Here is a 21,784-nt window from a genome sequence, read left to right as displayed (position 1 = left end):
CCGAGAATTATGGATGCCAGAATAGTATCAGAAATTGCCAGCCTTCGACAACATGAAGGCGTCGCGTCGATTACTCTTTTCACATCGCCTTGGTGTTCAGGGAGATTTCGATGGGAGACGAACATGCAATCCACCGCCGCCATGAAACGGGACAGCCACCCGACGACGAATGCCACGACGCAGCTCAAGGAGATCAGCAAGACATTGCCGCTGCGGGTTCTGTCCAAGGCCGATTGGGAGCACTGGATCACGAAGGGCTACATCATTGTCCGTCAGGCGGTGCCTGCGGCCAATGTAGAGCGGCTTGTGGAACTCCTTTGGCGCTTTGACGAGAAAGACCCGAAGGACCCGTCCACTTGGTACGCGCCGCAGCGACGCGAACACAAGATGAAGGAGCTCAACAACACAGGCATGCTTGAAATCTATAATCACCAATACCTCTGGGACAATCGGATGGAGCAGCGTGTCTACGATATCTTCGTCGATATCTGGGATCGGGAGGACCTTTGGGTCACTATCGATCGCGCCAATCTTAATCCGCCGAAGAAGGTGAAGGGCAATCCGAACGGCTTCATCCATTGGGATGTCGATACCTCCATTCGGCCATTGCCAATCGGCGTGCAGGGTGTGTTGAGCCTGCAGAAGCAAGATGGCGACGTCGGCGGCTTCCAATGCGTGCCGTATCTTTTCGAGCACTTTGACGAATGGGTGAAAACGCAGCCCGACGATCGTGATCCGATGCATCCGGACATGGCCGGTCTTTCCATCGTCAATATCGATATGGAGCCGGGTGACTTGATGATCTTCAACTCGCTGCTGGCGCATGGCGTCAGACCGAACCACTCCGATCATCGCGTGCGCATGGCGCAATACATCTCGATGCACCCCGCCGAGTTCGATAACGAGGCTGAGCGCCAGGAGCGCATTCGGCTATGGAAAGAACGCGATCATCCGCGCCGCGATGCTTTTCCCGGCGATCCGCGCGAGTGGGAAAAGCACAATGCGGAGACGGCAGAACTCAATCCCCTTGGCGAGAAGCTTCTTGGGCTGAAACGCTGGTGATGATGATGCAGCGTCGTCGTCATACGGGATGGCGACCCGATCATCAGGATTGTAGACTGGCGTATTGGATCAGATCGAAACAAGCGATTGGAGTTCGGAACTGACGTCCGAGTCCCGGACGACCTTCCCGCCGTCCATCCGAACCTTGCCTTCCGCCAGCAAACGGAGGGCAAGCGGATAGAGCTTGTGCTCGACGGTCAGAACGCGGGCGGCGAGGCTGTCGGCCGTGTCGCCAGCGACAACAGGCACGGCGGCCTGGCCGATGATCGGGCCTTCATCCATGCCTTCGGTGACGAAATGCACGGTGCAGCCGGTGATCTTCATGCCGCTGTCGATGGCGCGCTGGTGGGTGTGGAGGCCGGGGAAGAGCGGCAGAAGCGAGGGGTGGATGTTGATGATCCTGCCCTCGTAAGGCGCGATGAACTCGCCAGAGATCAGGCGCATATAGCCCGCAAGGCAGATGATATCGGGCGCGAGTTCTCCAAGGGCTGCGAGGATCGCGGCTTCATGCTCACCCTTGCTTGCATAATTCTTGCGCTCGAAGACCAGCGTCGGAATGCCAAAGCCTTGCGCCTTGTCAAGCCCGCCGGCCGTCGGCTTGTCGGAGATGACGCAAGCGACCTCTGCGGGAAAATCCGGCTCACGGCAGGCTTGCGCCAGCGCCACCATGTTCGAGCCGCCACCTGAGATGAAGACGACGACGCGCTTGCGGGGAGCGCTGTGGCTCATAGTGCGAGCGTGCCCTTGTAGATCGTGCCATGCGCGCCCTCTTCACGGGCAACCATGCGCCCCAGTGGGAACACGGTCTCGCCTTGCGCCGTCAAGGCGTCTGTGACGACCTTGGCATTCTCTGCGGAGACGACGACGATCATGCCGACGCCGCAGTTGAAGGTGCGGAGCATCTCGTTTGCCGCAACGCCGCCGGTCTTTGCAAGCCAGGAGAATACCGCAGGCACCTCGATGGATTCGAGATCGATTTCTGCAGCCAGATGCTTCGGCAGCACACGTGGAATATTCTCGGGAAAACCGCCGCCGGTGATGTGGGCCAGCGCTTTCAAAGCACCCGTCTCGCGGATCGCCTTCAAAAGCGGCTTCACATAGATGCGGGTTGGCGTCAGCAGCGCTTCGCCGAGCTTCTTGCCGTCTGCGAAGGGTGCTGGCGCATCCCAGCCGAGGCCGGAGAGCGACACGATCTTGCGCACCAGCGAGAAGCCGTTGGAGTGAACGCCCGACGAAGAAAGACCGAGGATCACGTCGCCATCGGCAATGTCGCCTGCCGGCAGAAGCTGGCCACGTTCGGCAGCGCCAACGGCAAAGCCCGCGAGATCATAGTCGCCATCGGAATACATGCCCGGCATTTCAGCCGTTTCGCCGCCGATCAGCGCGCAACCGGATTCCAGGCAACCCGCGGCAATGCCGTTGACGATGGCTGCACCCTGATCCGGATCGAGCTTTCCCGTGGCAAAATAGTCGAGGAAGAAGAGAGGTTCTGCGCCTTGGACGACCAGATCGTTGACGCACATGGCAACAAGGTCGATACCGACGGTGTCGTGGAAGTTCGCGTCGATCGCGATCTTCAGCTTGGTGCCGACGCCATCATTGGCGGCAACCAGAACCGGATCGGTGAAGCCTGCGGCTTTCAGGTCGAACAGGCCGCCAAAGCCGCCGATTTCGCCATCCGCACCGGGCCGGCGAGTGGAGCGCACGGCCGGCTTGATCTTCTCGACCATCAGGTTTCCGGCATCGATATCCACGCCTGCATCGCTGTAGGTAAGACCGTTCTTGCCCGACTGGCTCATGGCTCTCGTCTCCGCTGGTTTTCTTGGGCTCGCCATTCGCATGAGATGGGTGCTGATGCAAGGGTAAGAGCGCTGCAGCCCCCGATTTTCGTACCATTTTACCCGCGGCAGAGCATTGAGCAATGCGCTGTTGAGGTGTCTGACCACCTGCCGCAACCCTTGACCTCTCCTAGCGGCGCATCCTATCTCGTTGCAGTGCGTTATGAGGCGTCACGTGCCGCGAAGGGAAATGAGATGCAGCCACACATCAGAGGCATCAATCTAAGACGCCAGATATTCTTCTGGCTGGGCGCGCTTGTCGTGTTCGTCGTCTTCCTGATGGTGTTCAGCTCGATTCTGCTGCCCTTCGTTGCAGGCATGGCGCTTGCCTATTTCCTCGATCCTGTGGCCGACTGGCTGGAGCGCCGGGGTTTGAGCCGCATGATGGCGAGCATCTTCATCCTGATTTCCTTCGTGCTCCTGTTCGCGCTATCGTTGATCATCATCATTCCGTTGATCGCGGCGCAGGCGTCGGACTTCATCACCCGCATTCCTTCCTACATCTCGTCGCTGCAGAATCTGATTGCCGGAGCGGATACCAACCTGTTGCCCGCCTGGGTCAGCGCCCAGATCGACACGGTGAAGGAGAACTTCTCCAAGCTTCTCGCCGAAGGGGCAGGCTTTATCGGCACCTTGCTGACGCAGATATGGAATTCCGGCAAGTCGCTGATCGATGTGATTTCGCTTCTTGTCGTCACCCCGGTTGTCGCCTTCTATCTGCTCCTGGACTGGGATCGCATGATCGACAAGGTCGACAGCTGGGTGCCGCGCGATCACGTCGCGACCGTTCGCCAGATCGCGCGTGACATGGATGCCACCATTGCTGGCTTCATCCGCGGCCAGGGCTCGCTTTGCATCATTCTCGGCGTCTATTACGCAGTCGGCCTGTCGCTCGTCGGCCTCAACTTCGGCCTTCTGATCGGCATGTTCGCTGGCGCCATCAGCTTCATCCCCTATATCGGCTCGATGGTAGGTCTGGTCCTTGCCATCGGGATTGCGCTCGTCCAGTTCTGGCCGGACTATATCTACGTGATCCTGACGCTGGCGGTGTTCTTCTCCGGTCAGTTCATCGAGGGCAATATCCTTCAGCCGAAGCTCGTCGGCAGCAGCGTCGGCCTGCACCCGGTCTGGCTGATGTTCGCGCTGTTTGCATTCGGTGCGCTATTCGGTTTTGTCGGCCTGTTGGTTGCTGTGCCGGCCGCGGCCGCGGTTGGTGTCCTGGTTCGCTTCGCGTTGTCGCGATATCTCGAAAGCGATCTCTATCATGGTCGCGCCGCCAATCTGCCGTGGCAACCCGACATCGTGCCATCGCAGAAGATCGATGCGCAGATCGACTCCAGAGCTGATTGATGAACGAGAATGATAAGCCCGGTCCGTTCCGGCCAAAGGCCGAACAGTTGCCGCTTGCCTTTTCTCATAGCAGCGCGACGGGCCGTGACGATTTGCTGGTGGCCGCTCCGCTGGATGCGGCGGTCAGCATCGTCGACGAATGGCCGAAATGGCCGTCTCCGGTCGTCATTCTGGCCGGTCCGCCAGGATCAGGCAAGTCGCATCTCGCTGCGATCTGGAGGAACACCAGCGGTGCCGTCGAGATCAAACCTGAAAAGGGATCTGATGCCGCGCGCGCTGCCGAGCAAGGGTCGGTTCTTTTCGAAGATGCCGATCGCGTTGGATTCGACGACACCGAGCTTTTCCACGTCATCAACAGCGTGCGTGAAAACGGGACTTCGCTTTTGATCACGACCAGGCAATGGCCGGCGGCGTGGCCTGTCACGCTTGCGGATCTGCGTTCGCGCTTGAAAGCGGCGACGGTGGTGGAGATCGGCGAGCCGGACGAGGACCTTCTGGCGCAGGTGCTGATGAAGCTCTTCGCCGATCGGCAGCTTTACATGGATGACAAACTTGTCAGCTATATCGTGGCCAGAATGGAGCGTTCGCTGGACACAGCGCAGATCATCGTGGAGCGGCTGGATCGCTTGGCACTTTCGCGTGGAACGCGCATCAGTCGGGCGCTCGCGGCCGAGGTGCTGAACGAATTGGGTGCCGCTTCGCAGGACGATTGACTGTCATAGTTCCGTCGTCAAACTGTTATACGGGCATGGAAACTGACAAAGGGTGGGCGACTTGATGGATTCGGCGGTACAGGAAGAATTGGCAGGCGGTCAATCGGCACAGGCAGCGGAGGTTGAAAATCTCTGGGACAGCCCCACTCGATTTGTGAACCGCGAATTCTCCTGGCTGCAGTTCAACCGCCGCGTGCTGGAAGAGACGCTGAACCCCGCGCATCCGCTTCTGGAACGACTGCGCTTCCTGTCCATTTCCGCCGCCAACCTGGATGAATTCTTCATGGTGCGCGTTGCGGGCCTGGAAGGCCAAGTACGCCAGTCCGTCACCATCAAGACTCCGGATGGCAGGACGCCCGCTGAGCAGCTTGAAGATATTCTCAAGGAAATCGACAATCTCCAGATGGAGCAGCAGGCCTCGCTTGCCGTTCTGCAGCAGTATCTCGCCAAGGAAGATATCTACATTGTTCGTCCGGGCGCGCTTTCGGACGAAGACCGCACCTGGCTTGAGAACGAGTTCGAGGAACGGATTTTTCCCGTTCTGACGCCGCTTTCCATCGATCCGGCACATCCTTTCCCGTTCATTCCCAATCTCGGTTTTTCGATGGGTCTGCAACTGGACAGCGTCAATGGGCGCGAGCCGATGACGGCGCTGCTGCGTCTTCCGACGGCGCTCGACCGTTTCATCCGCCTGCCCGACGACAAGACCGCGATCCGCTACATCACGTTGGAAGATTCGGTCGGTCTCTTCATCCACAGGCTCTATCCGGGATACACCGTTCGGGGCTTCGGCACCTTCCGCATCATCCGTGACAGCGATATCGAGCTGGAAGAAGAGGCGGAAGATCTGGTGCGCTACTTCGAAAGCGCTCTGAAACGCCGTCGTCGCGGCTCGGTGATCCGCATCGAGACCGACAGTGAAATGCCGCATTCCTTGCGCCAGTTCGTGGTTCACGAGCTCGACGTACCGGAAAATCGCGTGGCGGTGCTGCCCGGTCTTCTGGCGCTCAACACCATTTCGGAACTCGCCAAGGCGCCGAGAGAAGACCTCAAGTTCGAAGCCTATAATGCCCGCTTCCCGGAGCGCGTGCGCGAACATATGGGCGACTGCCTTGCCGCCATTCGCGAAAAGGACATGGTGGTTCACCATCCATATGAAAGTTTCGACGTCGTCGTGCAGTTCCTGATTCAGGCCGCCCGCGATCCCGACGTTCTGGCGATCAAGCAGACGCTTTACCGAACCTCCAATGACAGCCCGATCGTTCGCGCGCTGATCGATGCCGCCGAGCTTGGAAAGTCGGTGACGGCACTGGTCGAGCTCAAGGCCCGCTTCGATGAAGAGGCCAACATCCGCTGGGCGCGCGACCTTGAGCGTGCTGGCGTGCAGGTCGTGTTCGGCTTCATCGAACTCAAGACCCACGCGAAGATGTCGATGGTCGTGCGCCGTGAAGATGGTAAGCTGCGCACCTACTGCCATCTTGGTACCGGCAACTACCACCCCGTCACGGCGAAGATTTATACCGACCTTTCGTTCTTCACCTGCAATCCGAAGATTGCCCATGACATGGCCAATATCTTCAACTTCATCACCGGCTATGGCGAGCCGGAAGAAGGCATGAAGCTGGCGGTCTCGCCCTATACGCTGCGTCCGCGCATCCTCAAGCACATCAATGATGAAATCGAGCACGCCAAGAACGGCGCGCCGGCTGCGATCTGGATGAAGATGAATTCTCTGGTCGATCCGGAGATCATCGACGCGCTTTATCGCGCCAGTGCCGCAGGCGTGGAAATTGATCTCGTGGTGCGCGGCATCTGCTGCCTTCGCCCGCAGGTGCCCGGACTTTCGGATAATATCCGCGTCAAATCGATCGTCGGTCGCTTCCTAGAACACAGCCGAATCTTCTGTTTCGGCAATGGTCACGGGCTGCCATCGGACAAGGCGCTGGTCTATATCGGCTCTGCCGACATGATGCCGAGAAACCTTGATCGCCGTGTCGAAACCCTTGTGCCGCTCGTCAATCCGACTGTGCATGAGCAGGTTCTTTCACAGATCATGCTCGGCAATCTCATTGACAACCAGCAAAGCTACGAGATACTTCCCGACGGAACGTCCAGGCGTATCGAAGTGCGCAAGGGCGAGGAACCGTTCAACGCGCAGCACTATTTCATGACCAATCCCAGCCTGTCCGGACGTGGTGAAGCTTTGAAATCCAGTGCGCCAAAACTGATTGCCGGGTTGATTTCTTCCCGCAAGAAACAGGCTGAATGACACGATCAGAAGCACAGGGGCGGCTTGTCGGCCATGCCCCCGTTTCCGTCATCGACATCGGTTCGAACTCGGTTCGCCTTGTCGTCTATGAAGGTCTCTCGCGCGCGCCTGTGGTGCTGTTCAACGAAAAGGTTCTTTGCGGCCTTGGCAAAGGGCTGGCCCTGACCGGGCGGATGGACGACGAAGGGGTGCGGCGAGCGCTGATGACGTTGCGCCGTTTCCGCGCACTGTCCGATCAGGCACAGGCCACCCAGGTACATGTGCTCGCCACCGCAGCAGCACGCGAAGCCGAAAATGGTCCGGACTTCATTCGCGATGCGGAAGCGATCCTCGGTTGCGAGATCGAGGTTCTTTCCGGCGAGCGCGAGGCACTTTACTCGGCTTATGGCGTCATTGGCGGTTTCCACGACCCCGATGGCATTGCCGGCGACTTGGGCGGCGGCTCTCTTGAACTGATCGATATCAAGGGTAATGCCTGCGGCAAGGGTATCACTCTTCCGCTCGGCGGCTTGAGGCTCTCCGAACAGGCAGGCGGATCGCTCGAAAAGGCTACGGCTTTTGCCAAAAAGCAGGTCAAGAAGAGCGCCGCTTTGCTGTCAGCAGGGGAAGGCCGGACCTTCTATGCCGTCGGCGGCACATGGCGCAACATCGCCAAGCTCCATATGGAGATCACCCATTATCCGCTGCATATGATGCAGGGATATGAGCTTCCTCTGCAGGAGATACTCAACTTCCTGAACGAGGTCATCGCCTCCAAGGACAGCAAGGACCCGGCGTGGCAGGCTGTCTCCAAGAACCGCCGGTCGCTTCTTCCCTTTGGCGCGATTGCCATGCGCGAAGTGCTTGAGGTGATGAAGCCGGCAAAGATTGCTTTCTCGGCCCAAGGCGTGCGTGAGGGCTATCTCTATTCGCTTCTATCCGAGACAGACAAAGCCGCCGATCCGCTGCTGGTTGCTGCCGATGAACTGGCGGTTCTGCGCGCCCGGTCTCCCGAGCATGCGCGCGAGCTGGCGGATTGGACCGGCAGAACCGTGCCAGTTTTCGGTATCGATGAAACGGAAGAAGAGCGGCGGTACCGACAGGCGGCCTGTCTCCTGGCAGATATCAGCTGGCGCGCCCATCCGGATTACCGCGGCCTCCAGGCGCTGAACGTCATTGCCCATTCATCCTTTGTTTCTATCACGCATCCAGGCCGCGCCTTCATCGCGCTTGCCAATTATTACCGCTTCGAAGGCCTGAACGATAACGGCACCACCCAGTCGCTGGCCGACATGGCCGGGCCTCGTCTGCTCGAGCTTGCCAAGCTTCTGGGCGGACTGCTGCGCGTCGTCTACCTTTTCTCGGCTTCCATGCCGGGCGTCGTCGACCACTTGCGCTTCCGAGTGTCGGAGAATCCCGATCTCGACCTGGAATTCGTCGTGCCGCATGAGTACTGCGATTTTGCTGGCGAACGTCTCGAAGGACGTCTGCAGCAACTGGCGAAGCTCACGGGCAAGCGGCTGGCCTTCATTTTCGAATAAGTCTGAGACCGCCGACTGGGTCACCGGGTTGAGTAACGGATCGTCATCCAGCCGCGGTGGAAAGAGCGCCGCCGAGACGGCGACGCTCCTTTGCATCACTTTGCGTCCAGCAGATCTTTCACATCGAGGATGACGAACTCGTTGTCGTCAGCCTTGTCCAGCGCACGGCCGGCCGAGAAGGGCAGGTTGTTGTCATTGCCGACGATGATGTGGCTGGCATCGACGCGGTCGACATTTTCGATCGTGACGAACGGCATCGTGTAGATGCCGTTTTCAGAACCCTGACGGGCCTTCTTGTCGGGATCAGCAATCTTCATCAGGTCGATATAGCCGATCTTGCGGGCAGCCTTGCCGACATTTGCATCGTTGAACTCGATCTTGTAGATGCGCTTCACCTTGGCAGGGACTGCAAAGCAGTTGGCCTCCGGCTTCTTCGGGTCGGCGCAGGCCTTGTCTGCCGTGCCGGCGCCATTGTCGCGTTCGATCACCAGCGCAGTGCTATCGTCCAGCATGTTGAAGTCGCCGATCGCCTCGCCGCCTTCGGCCAGCGGATAGAGCCAGGTCCGGCCGGTCCATGCTTTGGAGGTAACGTCGAGTTCGATGATACGCAGGCCCGTCGCACCATCTTCCGTCTTTTCGACCTGACCATCTGCCGTGTAGAGCGGGCCTTCCAGCAGGCCGTAGAGCTTCGTGCCATCCTTGGAGAGCGCCATGCCCTCAAAACCACCGGAGCGCTTCAGGTTGAAGGCGGGCAGCTTCTGGGTGGGATTGCCGGGAAGGGTCAGCGTGGGATTGTCTGGAGACTTGACCTCGGTCTCGCCGGCCTTGGTCGCAATCGCATCCGTCAGCTTGCCGTCGCGGCTGAACTTCAGAATGTAGGGGCCGAATTCTTCACCGACCCAGAAGCCGTCCGCGACCGGCTGGATCGATTCCACGTCGAAGTCTGCGCCGGTCAGATAGCGCTTGTCCGAGCCTTCCATGACGATCGGGAAGGGAGCCTTCTTGTCGGGATCGGACAGGAAGACCGTTTCAACCGCGTTGACCTTGCCGGCATCCCAGTCGAACTTCAAATGGTGCAGCATCAACATGGCGTCGCTGGAGTTCAGTTTCGAGCCGAAGCCATTGTCGGACAGGCTCCAGAAGGTGCCGTCTTCCATGGCCTTGATGCCGGAAAAGCCCTGCATTGCCTGGCCGTTAAACGGCATGGAAAGTCCGGTGGGGCGGACGCCATCCTTGCCGGGCACGGTGCCGATGCCTTCGGCACGCTTGCGGTCGGCTGTGGTGAACTTACCTGCGCTTTTCAAAAAGTCTGGAGCATCGGCCGGTGCGGGGATGATGGTGTTGGCCGGCAGAACTGCTTGAGAGACGAGCTTTGCCGGAAACTCCTTCTCAGCGGCAAGCGCGTGAAGGGTGCCGAGCGTGAGGAAAACAGCGGAAGAAAGCAGGATTTTTTTCATGGAACATACCTGTCTGTTGCATAGAGCGCCTTGCGTCCTTTAGGACGCACAAAGGACGCTCTAACTTTTTGAATCTACGCATCGTGCTTTCCGAAAATCGATTCCGATTTTCGGGCCGATGCTGTAGAGGAGCAACGGACCGATAGGCGGGCTTTGTGACAGGCGCGCAAAACAGCTTTGAAGCTTTGATGACGGTATCCTTTTACAAAGCCGGCTGGCGGCTGAGCGCGCAGACGCCGAGTGTCTGGCCGCGACCCTTGACGGCGTGTTCGCCGAGATACTGGCTCCTGATGCCCTTGGGCAGCAGAAGTTGATGGGCGAGGTCGGACGAGATCAGAATGGGATGGCCGAGCATCTTGCTCAGCGATTCCAGCCGTGCCGTCGTGTTCACCGTATCGCCGAAATAGGTGATCTTGTGATGATCGACGCCGATTTCTGCCGTGATCACCGGCCCGCCGTGAATGGCAAAGCGGAGCTTCGGGACAGTACCGAAACTGGCGATCCAGGTGGCACGGCTGCTTTCGATTTCCGAAAGAATGTCGAAGACGCAGTTGATGCAGGCGGCACGCCGGATTGCAAGATGATAGGGCCAGGTGATGATGGCAGCATCGCCAATATAGTCGTCGATGATGCCGCCATGCTTTCTGACCGGAGCGGCATAGGCGGAAAAGAGCGCGCCCAGAAATTCCTGGGCTTTGAGATCGCCATGGGTTTCGGCAAAGGATGTGGAGCCGACGAGATCGATGAAGAGGAACACGCGCTCTTCGCTGACCGGCCTGCGATAGCGACCGAGGATGAGATCGATGAAAATATCGCGTCCCAAAAGCTCACGCACGCGCATGATGAAGACGATGATGGCGCACACGCCGAGCGTAAACACCATGGTCTGCAGTTCCGCATGCACCGCGCGCGCCCAGCTCGTGGGAAGAACGCCGGTTGCCCACAGGATGGTACCGCCGAGACCGAAGCCGCAAAAGACGAGAATGACATAAACGACCATGCCGACCGCGATATAGGCGGGCGTTGGCAGCATGCTGATCTTCTTGGACAGGCCGGGCAGGATATGGCCACGCTCGAACGCAAGGATCGGCGCACAAGCAAACAGGGCGTAGGTTGCCCCGATGAATGCACCGCCGCCATATTCGAGGAATGCATAGACCACGCCGCTTCCGGCAACCGCCAGAAACAGCACGACATAGTCCAGCATCGCCAGAATTTTTCTCATCGTCTGCCCTTAATTGAGGGGATAGGAGTGCCACTTCCTCCCAAGTGAGCAGGTCGATTCCTCCCGTGCGGGATGATAATGCGGATCAGGTGCCGCCAAAAGGGATGTTTTAGCGATCACTCAGGAAGAGGCGCGGTTGTGGCAGTTTTGCACGACCCCGGCTTTTCACCGATGACTTATTCGGTGGCCTGATCCTGGGCTGGCATTTCGACGGCCTCGACTTTCTTGCCTGCAAAGCGAAGCGCGACTTCACCACGGATGAGCTTCAAAGCAGGCTCACCGAAGAGTTCGCGCCGCCAGCCGGAAAGCGCCTGAACCTCGGCCTTCTCGCCTTCAGACGCGATCTTGTCGAGATCGTCGCTATTGGCGATCACCTTGGCAGCGACCCCATGCTTATCGGCCGTCAACTTCAAAAGCACCTTCAGCAACTCTACCGCGGCACCAGAGCCTTCGGGAGAATGGCTGTGCCGGGGCGCCTGCGGCATGTCGGCCTTGGGAAGGGCGAGCGCTGCATTGACCGTCTCGATGATTGCCGTGCCGGAGGTGGAGCGTTCCCACCCTTTTGGGATGGTGCGCAGGCGCGAGAGCGCTTCCGCGTCCTTCGGCTGCTGCTGAGCGATTTCGAAAATCGCGTCGTCCTTCAGCACGCGCGAACGCGGAACGTTGCGCGAGCGTGCTTCGCGCTCTCTCCAGGCGGCGACGAATTTCAGGATGGCGAGCTCGGTCGGTTTGCGAAGGCGCGACTTCAATCGCAGCCATGCATCGTCGGGATGCATGTCATAGGTCTCACGCGCCTCAAGGATATCCATTTCTTCCTTGAGCCACGACGAACGGCCTTCACGCTCAAGCTGCGCCTTCAGCGCCAGATAGACATCGCGAAGATGGGTGACATCTGCCAGCGCATAATCCAGCTGCTTTTCCGAGAGCGGACGGTGGCTCCAATCGGTAAAGCGGGATGACTTGTCGATCTGGACATTTTTGGTCTTCTGCACCAGCTGATCGTAGGAGATCGAATCGCCGAAGCCGCAGACCATGGCTGCAACCTGTGTATCGAAGATCGGATGGGGGATGAGCCCGCCGAGGTGATGGATGATCTCGATATCCTGACGGGCAGCGTGGAAGACTTTTACGACATTCGCATCGGCCATCAGTTCGAAGAGCGGCGTCAGATCGATACCCTTCGCCATCGGGTCCACCAGCACTTCGAGCGTGGGGCTTGCCATCTGGACGAGACAGAGCTGCGGCCAGAAGGTTGTTTCGCGGAGAAACTCCGTATCGATGGTGACGAATTCCGATTTCGCCAGCTCCTTGCAGGCGTCGGCGAGTGCTGCAGTCGTTTCAATCATTACGTTCGGCCAGTCCTGGAAAACACTCCGTCTTACTTTCTCTTTGGGGGCCACATGTCAATATGAGAGGCCGCTTTACTGAGCGCTTTGCCCCTCCAATTGTCGATCTTCTTCTGCATTTTCTCCTTGATCCGGCTCGCTTTCGAGTTTCGCGAGAATTTCCAGGCTCGACGGCAAAGCCTCGCGCATGGCGCTTTTCCTTGACAAATCGGTTCAGCCATGCGCTTTTCCGCCAAATTTCGTAAGTCGGCCCTCGAGGCCATGACACGCTTCTTCAGGATACAATCATGCATCGCTACCGCAGCCACACCTGTGCCGCTCTTCGCAAGTCTCATGTCGGCGAGACCGTTCGTCTTTCCGGTTGGGTGCATCGCGTTCGAGACCATGGCGGCGTTCTCTTCATCGACCTTCGCGATCATTACGGCATCACCCAGGTGGTTGCCGATCCGGACAGCCCGGCTTTCAAGGCGGCTGAAACCGTGCGCGGCGAATGGGTGATCCGCATCGACGGCAAGGTCAAGGCGCGTTCGGAAGACACCGTCAACAAGGCGATGGCAACCGGTGAGATCGAACTCTATGCACAAGAGATCGAAGTGCTGGGCGTTGCCAAGGAATTGCCGCTGCCTGTCTTCGGCGAGCCGGACTATCCGGAAGACGTTCGCCTGAAGTATCGCTTCCTCGATCTTCGCCGCGAGACGCTGCACAAGAATATCGTCAAGCGCACGCAGATCATCTCCGCCATGCGCAACGGCATGGCCGAGGCCGGCTTCGCCGAATATACGACACCGATCCTGACGGCCTCTTCTCCGGAAGGCGCGCGCGACTTTCTCGTGCCGAGCCGTATCCACGAAGGCAAGTTCTTCGCCCTGCCGCAGGCCCCGCAGCAGTACAAGCAGCTTCTGATGGTTGCCGGTTTCGACCGCTACTTCCAGATCGCGCCGTGCTTCCGCGATGAAGACCCGCGTGCTGACCGTCTGCCGGGCGAGTTCTACCAGCTCGATGTGGAAATGAGCTTCGTGACGCAGGAAGACGTCTGGGCCACGATGGAGCCGATGATGACGTCGGTTCTGGAGCAGTTTGCCGAAGGTAAGCCGGTCACCAAAGAATGGCCGCGCATTCCTTACGACGAAGCGATCCGCAAATATGGTTCCGACAAGCCGGATCTGCGCAACCCGATCGTCATGCAGGCTGTGACCGAGCATTTCGCCGGTTCCGGCTTCAAGGTCTTTGCCAATATGATCGCGTCGAACCCGAAGGTCGAAGTCTGGGCCATTCCCGCAAAGACCGGCGGCAGCCGCGCGTTCTGCGACCGCATGAATGCCTGGGCGCAGGGCCAGGGCCAGCCAGGTCTCGGCTACATCTTCTGGAAGGAAGAAGACGGCAAGATCGCAGGCTCCGGTCCGCTCGCCAAGAACATCGGCGAGGAGCGCACCGAGGCGCTTCGCACGCAGCTTGGTCTTGAAGCCGGTGATGCCTGCTTCTTCGTGGCTGGCGATCCTGCCAAGTTCTACAAGTTTGCCGGTGAGGCCCGCACCCGCGCTGGCGAGGAACTGAACCTCGTCGATCGCGACCGCTTCGAGCTCTGCTGGATCGTCGACTTCCCCTTCTTCGAATACAACGAAGAAGACAAGAAGATCGACTTTGCCCACAACCCCTTCTCCATGCCGCAGGGCGGAATGGAAGCGCTCGAAGGCCAGGACCCGCTGTCGATCAAGGCCTACCAGTATGATGCCGTCTGCAATGGCTTCGAAATTGCATCGGGCTCCATTCGTAACCAGTCGCCTGAGCTGATGGTCAAGGCGTTTGAAAAGGTTGGTCTCAGCCAAGCAGATGTGGAAGAACGCTTCGGCGGCCTCTACCGCGCCTTCCAGTACGGCGCGCCTCCGCATGGCGGTTGCGCTTTCGGTATCGACCGTGTGGTCATGCTGCTGGTCGGTGCGAAGAACCTGCGTGAAATCACGTTGTTCCCAATGAACCAGCAGGCACAGGACCTTCTGATGAACGCGCCGTCTCCGGCAACGCCGACACAGCTTCGCGAACTGGCTTTGCGCGTCGTTCCGTCAAAGAAGGACTGATCGATGCTCAGGCAGATCGCCGAGCGTCTCAGATCAGCTTTCACCCGTGCATTTGCGGCAGCCTTGGCTGCCGCTTTTGCGTTCTGGGCCTCTCGCCATCTGCTTGGCCATCAGCAGCCGGTTTTTGCTGCCATCAGCGCTCTGATATGCTTGGCACCGGGCATCCCAAGCCAGATCCGCCAAGGCATGGGTTTGATCGTCGGCGTCACCGTCGGCATTGTGGTTGGCGAACTCGCGCTCGTCATTCCGGCGGAACTTGCAGAGCTTAGGATGGCGTCAGCCACCTTCATCGCTATGATGATCGCCGTTGCGTTCGGCATGCCTCCGGTGGTGCCAATCCAGGCTGGCGCATCCGCGATGCTGGTGCTGTTGATGGGGCCACAGGTCGCGGGACTTGCGCGGTTTCTCGACGTGCTGATCGGCGCTTCGACAGGACTGATCGTAGCCTTTGTGTTCTTTCGTGAACGGCTGAAGTTCTAGCTCACACACATGGCCTTAAAACGCAAAAGCAGCGGGGCGATCAACCTCCGCTGCTTCACGTTGTTATCGTCGACTTTGACTGCCTTCGCTCAGGCAGAGCGTACCGGCGGCATGGGCTTCAGCGTGTTCATCAGAGCGCCGTAGGGCAGCAAGAGGACGAGTCCGACAAGAACCTTGACCGACAGGTCGCCGAGCGCCCAGGAGATCCAGCGTGGCGCTTCAGCTGAGAAGATGCCAAGGATCGGCGCGCTCTCGATGGCGAAGGCATCGTTCGGGCCGATGAAGGCGAAGCTCGCCGCAAAGGCGATGGAGAAGAACAGGGCGGTATCCAGCACGGAGCCGAACATGGAGCCCGCCAGAGGCGCACGCCACCAGCTTTGGCGACGCAGGCGATTGAAGACAGATATATCCAGCAGCTGGCCGATCAGATAGGCGGTACCGGACGCAATCGCGATCCGCGGCAGCGAGGTCCAGAAGGACAGCGTGACGCCGACGACAAAGCCTGCCAGCACGACCCGGCGCGCAATGGAGGGGCCGAACTGCCGGTTGGTCAGATCGGTCACCAGAAAGGCGATAGGATAGGTGAAGGCACCCCACGTCAGCAGATCGCCAAGATTGATGCCAAAGAGCGTGCCGGAGAGCGGATACTGAACGAGGATATTCGATGCGACGACGACAAGCGTCATCAGGATCACATAGATAAGCGTTTGGCGCAGGTAAGGCATTTTTTTATCCTGGGTGATGCCACCAGTTGGAGCGAACATATGCAAGCGGCAAGCGTCTCAGAGATATTGCAGCATTGCGTGAGAAGTGGGCAAGCCGAATGCCGAGGCAAAAGCCAATCCCAAAATAGACAAAAGGCTTGAGCGGCAGAGCCATTCAAGCCTTTTGAAAAGGATAGACGTCTGAGCTGCGATTAAGCGGCTTCAGCGGTCTTCTTTGCGATCTGGCGACGCAGCAGACGGGCGCGCATCGAGAGATCGTTTTCGTCAGACTTCAGAAGGAAGGCATCAAGGCCGCCACGATGTTCAACGGAACGCAGAGCCGCTGCGGAAACGCGCAGACGGAAACGCTGGCCGAGAGAATCGGAAATCAGAGTAACCTGGCAAAGGTTCGGGAGGAACCGGCGCTTGGTTCTGTTATTGGCGTGGCTGACGTTATTGCCCGTCTGGACGCCCTTGCCGGTCAATTCGCATACACGGGACATGGGTACACCTATTCGTTGTCACTGTATGGCTATCAGTCTGCTCTCCGGCAAAATCCGGTTTGCAATCCAACAGCCGATGATTGGAAAGTTGCGGTTCTATAGTCAGGCCTGCCCGTGCAGTCAAGCCGCTCGCGCCGTTTTGTACGCGATTTCACCGGTTTTGCTGTGGCTTCCGCTTTTTTATTGCCACAAGTGCGCGTATATGATCGCCGGAAGTGCGCGGCTTTTGGTGCCGCCGAGGTTTATCTTCATGATCGTCAATGCACAAAGACTTTTTGCCGCTGCAGCGCTGGTGCTTTGCGGCCTCACGCCATCCTTCGCTGCCGAATCGCGCCATGACAGCGAATATTCCATCGCGCTTGGGGTTTTGCCGATCGCGCGCGCCAATTTCTCAACGAAGATGAACGGCTCGACCTATTCGATTTCCGGCTCTTTCAGTTCCGCAGGTATCGCCAGCGTGCTGAAGGATATCTCCGGCAAGACCACTGTGTCGGGAGCAAAGCGCGGCAATCGCATGCAGGCCAACGAATATTCGCTGGTCTACAAGGACGGCAAGCGCACCCGCACCTATGATGTGCAGTATCGCAACGGCAACGTGACTTCCACGACCATCGATCCCGCGCCGAAATCCCGGCCGGACAATTGGGTGGATGTGAAGGATCGTGACCTGCGCTCCGTGCTCGATCCGATTTCCGGCCTGATCTTCCCGGTCGGCGGGCGCATCTGCCCGAGCCGCCTGCCGATTTATGACGGCGAGTCGCGTCTTGATCTGGTGTTGAGTTCCAGCGGAACGAAGCCGTTCAAGACCAACGGGTACTCAGGCGACGCCGTTGTTTGCAATATGCGTTATGTGCCGAAATCCGGCTTCCGCAAGGGCCGCAAGGATATCGAATATCTGAAGTCGATCTCCATGGAAGTGTGGTTTGCCAAGGCCAACAATATGGACCTCTACGCCCCCGTCTATGCCCGCATTCCAACCAAGGTCGGCCAGGTCTACATCACCGCCACGAAATACGGTGGGTGATCTAGCCAGGGTTAGCCCGGCTCCCAGCCGGGTTCGGCCATGACGAAACTGTCGAACACGAAGCCAGGCGCTACCGTGCAGCCAACGAGCGTGAAATCGCCAAGGCTTTCTGCGGCCTGCCACCAGTTTGCCGGAACGATCGCCTGCGGCTGCTCACCGTCAAGCACCGCAGGCCCAAGCCGCACGGTCGTGACACGCTTGCCGTCTTCGGACAAATGAAGCGATAGCGGCGCGCCGGCATAGTGGTGCCAGATTTCCACCGCATCGATCACCTTGTGCCAGTGCGAGCGTTGGCCTTTTTCGAGCAGATAATAAATCGCTGTCGAGTGACCTCGCTCTTCTCCATCGGGATCGCGAAATGTCTGGCGATAAAAGCCGCCTTCGGGATGCGGTTCGAGGTTGAGTGCGGCGATAATGGCGGCGGCGGACGGTTCTGCTGCCATCAGAACTTGTCCTTGCGGGCTCTGATCTCGGCAAAGACATCCTCGTCTGTCGCACCTTCCAGACCAAGATAGGTGCGAATGCTGGCGTCAGCCACGCGCATATAGGGGTTGGTCTGTTTTTCGAGTGCAATGGTCGTCGGAATGGTGAAGCGGCCCTCGTTGCGCAGCGCTTCGACTTCGCTCAGGCGGCGCGTCAAGGCCTCGTTCTCCGGATCGACGGTGACCGCGAAGCGCGCATTCGAAAGCGTGTACTCATGGCCGAAATAGACCTGCGTCTCGTCCGGCAGCGCCATCAGCTTCTGGAAGGAGTGCCACATGTCCGCGGCGGGGCGCTCGAACAGGCGGCCGCAGCCCATGGCAAACAGCGTATCGGCGGCAAAAAGCAGGCCGTCATCGGGAAGATAGTAGCAGATATGCCCTGCCGTATGACCGGGCGTTGAGATGATCTGTACGCGGCGTCCGGCAATCTCGAATTCGTCGCCGTCGGCTGCGGTCTTGTCGAGACCGGGAATGGCGATAGCCTCGTCATGCGGTCCACGGATTTCGCAGTGGAAACGCTCTTTCAAAGCGAGATTGGCATCCACATGATCCTGGTGGTGGTGGGTGGTGAAGATGTGGGTCAACTGCCAGCCGCGGCGGTTAAGCGCGTCGAGAATCGGCGCTTCCTCGGGAGCGTCGATGGAAATCGTCGTGCCGCTTTCGCTGTCATGCAACAGCACGCCGAAATTGTCGCTTCGGCACGGAAAGACCTCGATATCCAGCGGCTTCATGGTTCGCTCCCTTTACTCGCATTAAAAACCAGTCTCCTCTATTTAGGTGAAGCGTGCTTGAAGTCCAAGCTTGAAGTCCTTTCGCGAGCCGCTACATTCCAGCCATGAACACCGATATCGTCGATCTGCGCGAATTCTATCATTCCCCGCTTGGCCGTTCTGCCGAACAGGCGATCACCATGGCGCTTTCGACGCTCTGGCCTTCGCTGCCGGATGAGCGGCTGGTGGGGCTCGGCTATGCCGTGCCGTTTCTCGACCGGTTTCGCCACGATACCGAGCGCACCTTTGCCTTCATGCCCGCAGGGCAGGGTGCGGTGAACTGGCCGGCGGGCGAACTTTCCTCCACCGCGCTTGTGTTCGACGAGGAACTGCCGCTGCCTGATTCCTCGATCGACCGCGTGCTGATGATCCACTCGCTGGAATTCGTCGAAAATCCGCGTGAGGCGCTGAAGGAGCTTTGGCGGGTGCTGGCGCCTGGCGGGCGTCTGGTCATCGTGGTGCCGAACCGGCGCGGCGTCTGGGCGCGTGTTGAGCATACGCCGTTTGGTTCAGGCCGACCCTATTCCCGCAGCCAGTTGACGGCACTTTTGCGCGAGACAAACTTCACCCCCGGCGCCTCTTCCGAAGCGCTGTTCTTCCCACCGTCCAAGGTCCGCTCCGTGCTGAAGTTTCGTCGCTATCTGGAAACGATGGGGCGAAGGCTCTGGCCGGTCTTTTCCGGTGTGATTATCGTGGAAGCCCAAAAGCGTCTTTATCAGGGGCTACCCGTGACGCAGCGCGCGTCCCGCCGTGTCTTCGTGCCGGTGCTGGCGCCGCAGGGCGTGCCAAGCACTCGGGTGAAATTGACGCATGATCTCGAGCAGCAAAAGACGCGCTGATACTCGACAAAGGGCCGCTTCCAGTCTAATGCCTTCGGCATTGTCAGGCCGGATTTCCCGGTGCTTTTCCGAAGGTCGATGAAATGAGTGCAGAGCTTAACCAACCTGTTCCACGTCCAGGCATCCTGGATATCGCCGCTTATGTTCCTGGCAAGGAGCATGTAGACGGTGTGGCGAAGGTCTATAAGCTCTCCTCCAACGAAACGCCGCTCGGCCCAAGCCCCAAAGCCATCGAAGCCTTCAAGGCGGCTGCGTCCAACCTGGAGATCTATCCGGACGGTCAGGCCGTGGCGTTGCGTCAGGCGATTGCCGATGTTCACGGCCTCAATCCGGCCAATATCATCTGCGGCAACGGTTCGGATGAGTTGCTCGGCCTGCTCTGCCACGTCTATCTTGGCGCAGGCGACGAGGCGATCATCACCGAACACGGCTTTCTCGTCTACAAGATCCAGATCATGGGCGCAGGCGCTACACCGGTCACCGTCAAGGAAACGGATTGCACGGTCAATGTCGACGCGATCATCGACGCGGTTACGCCGAGGACGAAGATGGTGTTCATTGCCAATCCCGGCAATCCCACGGGCACCTACATTCCCGTGTCCGAAATTCGTCGCCTGCAGGCGACTTTGCCGAAAAATGTCATCCTGGTTCTCGATGCGGCCTACGCCGAATATGTGCGCAAGAACGATTACGAGGCGGGGCTTGAGCTCGTTTCCGGTAACGGCAACGTCGTCATGACCCGTACCTTCTCCAAGGTCTATGGTCTGGCGGCGCTGCGCGTTGGCTGGATGTATGCACCGGCTGCCATCATCGATGCGCTGAACCGCGTGCGCGGACCGTTCAACATGAATGCGCCGGCAATTGCTGCCGGTGCCGCCGCCATTCGCGATCAGGCTTTCATGCAGCAGGCTGTGGCACATAATCTGCACTGGCTCGACCGGCTGACCTCCGTCTTCACCGAGCTTGGCCTCAAGGTCACGCCGTCCGTCACCAACTTCATTCTCATCCATTTCCCGGATCAGGACGGCAAGCGTGCAGCCGATGCCGACGAATTCCTGAGCCGTCGTGGTTATATCTTACGTGCCGTACGGGGTTACGGCTTTGCCAATGCGCTGCGCATGACGGTCGGCTCGGAAGAAGCTAATCTCGGCGTCATCGCCGCCCTCAAAGAGTTCATGGGTCAGGCGTGATGGTAGACATTCTGTTTGAACGCATCGCGCTGATCGGCATCGGCCTGATCGGCTCGTCCATTGCCCGCGACATCAAAGAGCTTGGCCTTGCGCGCGAGGTGGTCGTCTCGACGCGCAGCGAAGAGACGCTGAAGCGTGCCGAGGAACTGGAGCTTGGGGCATCCTACACCACTTCGGTGGCCGATGCCGTGAGGGAGGCCGACCTCGTTATCGTCTCGGTTCCCGTCGGCGCATCGGAGGACGTGGCTAAGCAGATCGCGCCGCACTTGAAGGCGGGCGCGATCGTCACCGATGTCGGTTCCACCAAGGCATCCGTGATTGCCCAGATGGCGCCGCATATGCCGCAGCATGTGCATTTCATTCCAGGCCACCCCTTGGCGGGGACGGAAAAATCCGGCCCGGATGCCGGGTTTGCCGGCCTCTTCCGCGATCGCTGGTGCATCTTCACGCCGCTGCCCGGCACGGATGCTGCCGCTCTCGATCGCCTGAAAGGTTTCTGGCTGGCGCTCGGTTCGCGCGTTGACGAGATGGACCCGGAGCACCACGACAAGGTGCTGGCGATCGTCTCGCATCTTCCGCACATCATCGCCTACAACATCGTGGGCACCGCGGACGATCTTTCGGCGGTAACGGAATCGGAAGTCATCAAATACTCCGCCTCCGGCTTTCGCGATTTCACCCGACTGGCGGCGTCCGACCCGACCATGTGGCGCGACATCTGCCTGCACAACAAGGATGCGATCCTTGAAATGCTGGCGCGGTTTTCAGAAGACCTGTCCTATCTGCAGCGGGCAATTCGCTGGGGCGAAGGCGACAAGCTGTTCGAGCTTTTCACCCGCACCCGTGCGGTCCGACGCTCCATTATTCAGGCTGGCCAGGATGTCGACGCGCCGGACTTTGGCCGCCATTCGCTTGACCAGAAAAAGTAAGCGCTTTG

Annotated in this window: 20 protein-coding genes; 11 read left to right on the top strand and 9 right to left on the bottom strand. The window is 59.1% G+C overall.

The window, feature by feature from the left end; all coding sequences use genetic code 11:
* Positions 1–123 precede the first annotated feature (123 nt).
* Positions 124–1,062: a phytanoyl-CoA dioxygenase family protein gene (locus PVA19_RS06370; RefSeq protein ID WP_274101620.1), complete on the top strand. Its 939-nt coding sequence runs from the start codon at positions 124–126 to the stop codon at positions 1,060–1,062.
* A gap of 69 nt (positions 1,063–1,131) precedes the next feature.
* On the opposite strand, the gene purN is transcribed toward PVA19_RS06370, so the two are convergent.
* A complete protein-coding gene (purN, locus tag PVA19_RS06365) occupies positions 1,132–1,791 on the bottom strand; it encodes a phosphoribosylglycinamide formyltransferase (RefSeq protein ID WP_274101619.1) in 660 nt (219 codons plus the stop codon).
* Positions 1,788–2,861, bottom strand: a complete 1,074-nt coding sequence (gene purM, locus PVA19_RS06360; protein WP_113261478.1) for a phosphoribosylformylglycinamidine cyclo-ligase — start codon at positions 2,859–2,861, stop codon at positions 1,788–1,790. The genes purN and purM overlap by 4 nt, the downstream gene beginning before the upstream one ends.
* 234 nt (positions 2,862–3,095) lie before the next feature.
* On the opposite strand from purM, the gene PVA19_RS06355 reads away from it, so the two are divergent.
* The 4 genes from PVA19_RS06355 (at position 3,096) to ppx (ending at position 8,752) form a co-directional block, all read left to right on the top strand.
* Complete coding sequence (locus tag PVA19_RS06355) at positions 3,096–4,250, top strand: AI-2E family transporter (protein ID WP_062445362.1); 1,155 nt, start codon at positions 3,096–3,098, stop codon at positions 4,248–4,250.
* Positions 4,250–4,963: a DnaA regulatory inactivator HdaA gene (hdaA, locus tag PVA19_RS06350; RefSeq protein WP_274101618.1), complete on the top strand. Its 714-nt coding sequence runs from the start codon at positions 4,250–4,252 to the stop codon at positions 4,961–4,963. The genes PVA19_RS06355 and hdaA overlap by 1 nt, the downstream gene beginning before the upstream one ends.
* A 64-nt stretch (positions 4,964–5,027) precedes the next feature.
* Complete coding sequence (locus PVA19_RS06345; RefSeq protein ID WP_062445358.1) at positions 5,028–7,232, top strand: RNA degradosome polyphosphate kinase; 2,205 nt, start codon at positions 5,028–5,030, stop codon at positions 7,230–7,232.
* A complete protein-coding gene (ppx, locus tag PVA19_RS06340; RefSeq protein ID WP_274101617.1) occupies positions 7,229–8,752 on the top strand; it encodes an exopolyphosphatase in 1,524 nt (507 codons plus the stop codon). The genes PVA19_RS06345 and ppx overlap by 4 nt, the downstream gene beginning before the upstream one ends.
* Positions 8,753–8,847: 95 nt before the next feature.
* Here ppx and PVA19_RS06335 read toward each other — a convergent pair whose 3' ends face one another.
* From PVA19_RS06335 to rnd, 3 genes are all read right to left on the bottom strand, one after another.
* Positions 8,848–10,209: an esterase-like activity of phytase family protein gene (locus PVA19_RS06335; RefSeq protein ID WP_274101616.1), complete on the bottom strand. Its 1,362-nt coding sequence runs from the start codon at positions 10,207–10,209 to the stop codon at positions 8,848–8,850.
* A 202-nt stretch (positions 10,210–10,411) separates the two neighbouring features.
* Positions 10,412–11,434, bottom strand: coding sequence for an adenylate/guanylate cyclase domain-containing protein (locus tag PVA19_RS06330; protein WP_062427594.1), 1,023 nt, complete (start codon positions 11,432–11,434; stop codon positions 10,412–10,414).
* 176 nt (positions 11,435–11,610) lie between these two features.
* Positions 11,611–12,780, bottom strand: a complete 1,170-nt coding sequence (gene rnd, locus PVA19_RS06325; protein WP_112360695.1) for a ribonuclease D — start codon at positions 12,778–12,780, stop codon at positions 11,611–11,613.
* 287 nt (positions 12,781–13,067) lie between these two features.
* Between rnd and aspS the strand changes: the two genes are divergently transcribed.
* Together aspS and PVA19_RS06315 are read left to right on the top strand one after the other, a co-directional pair.
* Positions 13,068–14,855, top strand: a complete 1,788-nt coding sequence (aspS, locus tag PVA19_RS06320) for an aspartate--tRNA ligase (protein ID WP_062445346.1) — start codon at positions 13,068–13,070, stop codon at positions 14,853–14,855.
* 3 nt (positions 14,856–14,858) lie between these two features.
* Positions 14,859–15,335 (top strand): FUSC family protein, encoded by a 477-nt coding sequence (locus tag PVA19_RS06315; protein ID WP_274101613.1) that lies wholly within the window; start codon positions 14,859–14,861, stop codon positions 15,333–15,335.
* 89 nt (positions 15,336–15,424) lie between these two features.
* Here the strand turns inward: PVA19_RS06315 and PVA19_RS06310 are convergent, their stop codons facing one another.
* Positions 15,425–16,060, bottom strand: coding sequence for a queuosine precursor transporter (locus PVA19_RS06310; RefSeq protein WP_274101612.1), 636 nt, complete (start codon positions 16,058–16,060; stop codon positions 15,425–15,427).
* 191 nt (positions 16,061–16,251) lie between these two features.
* Positions 16,252–16,542 carry a 50S ribosomal protein L28 gene (rpmB, locus tag PVA19_RS06305; RefSeq protein ID WP_062427600.1) on the bottom strand — a complete coding sequence of 97 codons (291 nt, stop codon included), beginning with the start codon at positions 16,540–16,542 and terminating at the stop codon, positions 16,252–16,254.
* 250 nt (positions 16,543–16,792) lie between these two features.
* Between rpmB and PVA19_RS06300 the strand changes: the two genes are divergently transcribed.
* Positions 16,793–17,566, top strand: coding sequence for a DUF3108 domain-containing protein (locus PVA19_RS06300; protein WP_062427749.1), 774 nt, complete (start codon positions 16,793–16,795; stop codon positions 17,564–17,566).
* A gap of 11 nt (positions 17,567–17,577) precedes the next feature.
* Here PVA19_RS06300 and PVA19_RS06295 read toward each other — a convergent pair whose 3' ends face one another.
* The gene (locus PVA19_RS06295) at positions 17,578–18,009 is read right to left on the bottom strand and encodes a cupin domain-containing protein (RefSeq protein ID WP_062600241.1); all 432 of its coding nucleotides are present in this window, start codon (positions 18,007–18,009) and stop codon (positions 17,578–17,580) included.
* Positions 18,009–18,779 (bottom strand): hydroxyacylglutathione hydrolase, encoded by a 771-nt coding sequence (gene gloB, locus PVA19_RS06290; RefSeq protein ID WP_274101609.1) that lies wholly within the window; start codon positions 18,777–18,779, stop codon positions 18,009–18,011. Before gloB ends, PVA19_RS06295 begins: the two co-directional genes overlap by 1 nt.
* Positions 18,780–18,883: 104 nt before the next feature.
* Here gloB and PVA19_RS06285 point away from each other — a divergent pair, with 104 nt between their 5' ends.
* The 3 genes from PVA19_RS06285 to PVA19_RS06275 all read left to right on the top strand — a co-directional run bounded on the left by PVA19_RS06285 (position 18,884) and on the right by PVA19_RS06275 (position 21,776).
* Positions 18,884–19,657, top strand: coding sequence for a class I SAM-dependent methyltransferase (locus tag PVA19_RS06285; protein WP_062600239.1), 774 nt, complete (start codon positions 18,884–18,886; stop codon positions 19,655–19,657).
* An 83-nt stretch (positions 19,658–19,740) separates the two neighbouring features.
* Positions 19,741–20,847 (top strand): histidinol-phosphate transaminase, encoded by a 1,107-nt coding sequence (gene hisC, locus PVA19_RS06280; RefSeq protein WP_113265499.1) that lies wholly within the window; start codon positions 19,741–19,743, stop codon positions 20,845–20,847.
* Positions 20,847–21,776: a prephenate/arogenate dehydrogenase family protein gene (locus PVA19_RS06275; protein WP_274101606.1), complete on the top strand. Its 930-nt coding sequence runs from the start codon at positions 20,847–20,849 to the stop codon at positions 21,774–21,776. The genes hisC and PVA19_RS06275 overlap by 1 nt, the downstream gene beginning before the upstream one ends.
* Positions 21,777–21,784: the final 8 nt, after the last annotated feature.

This window comes from Agrobacterium sp. CNPSo 3708, assembly GCF_028674915.1.
GTDB lineage: Bacteria > Pseudomonadota > Alphaproteobacteria > Rhizobiales > Rhizobiaceae > Agrobacterium > Agrobacterium cavarae.
Note: the sequence above shows the minus strand (reverse complement) of the source record. Positions and strands in the feature narration are given on the sequence as shown.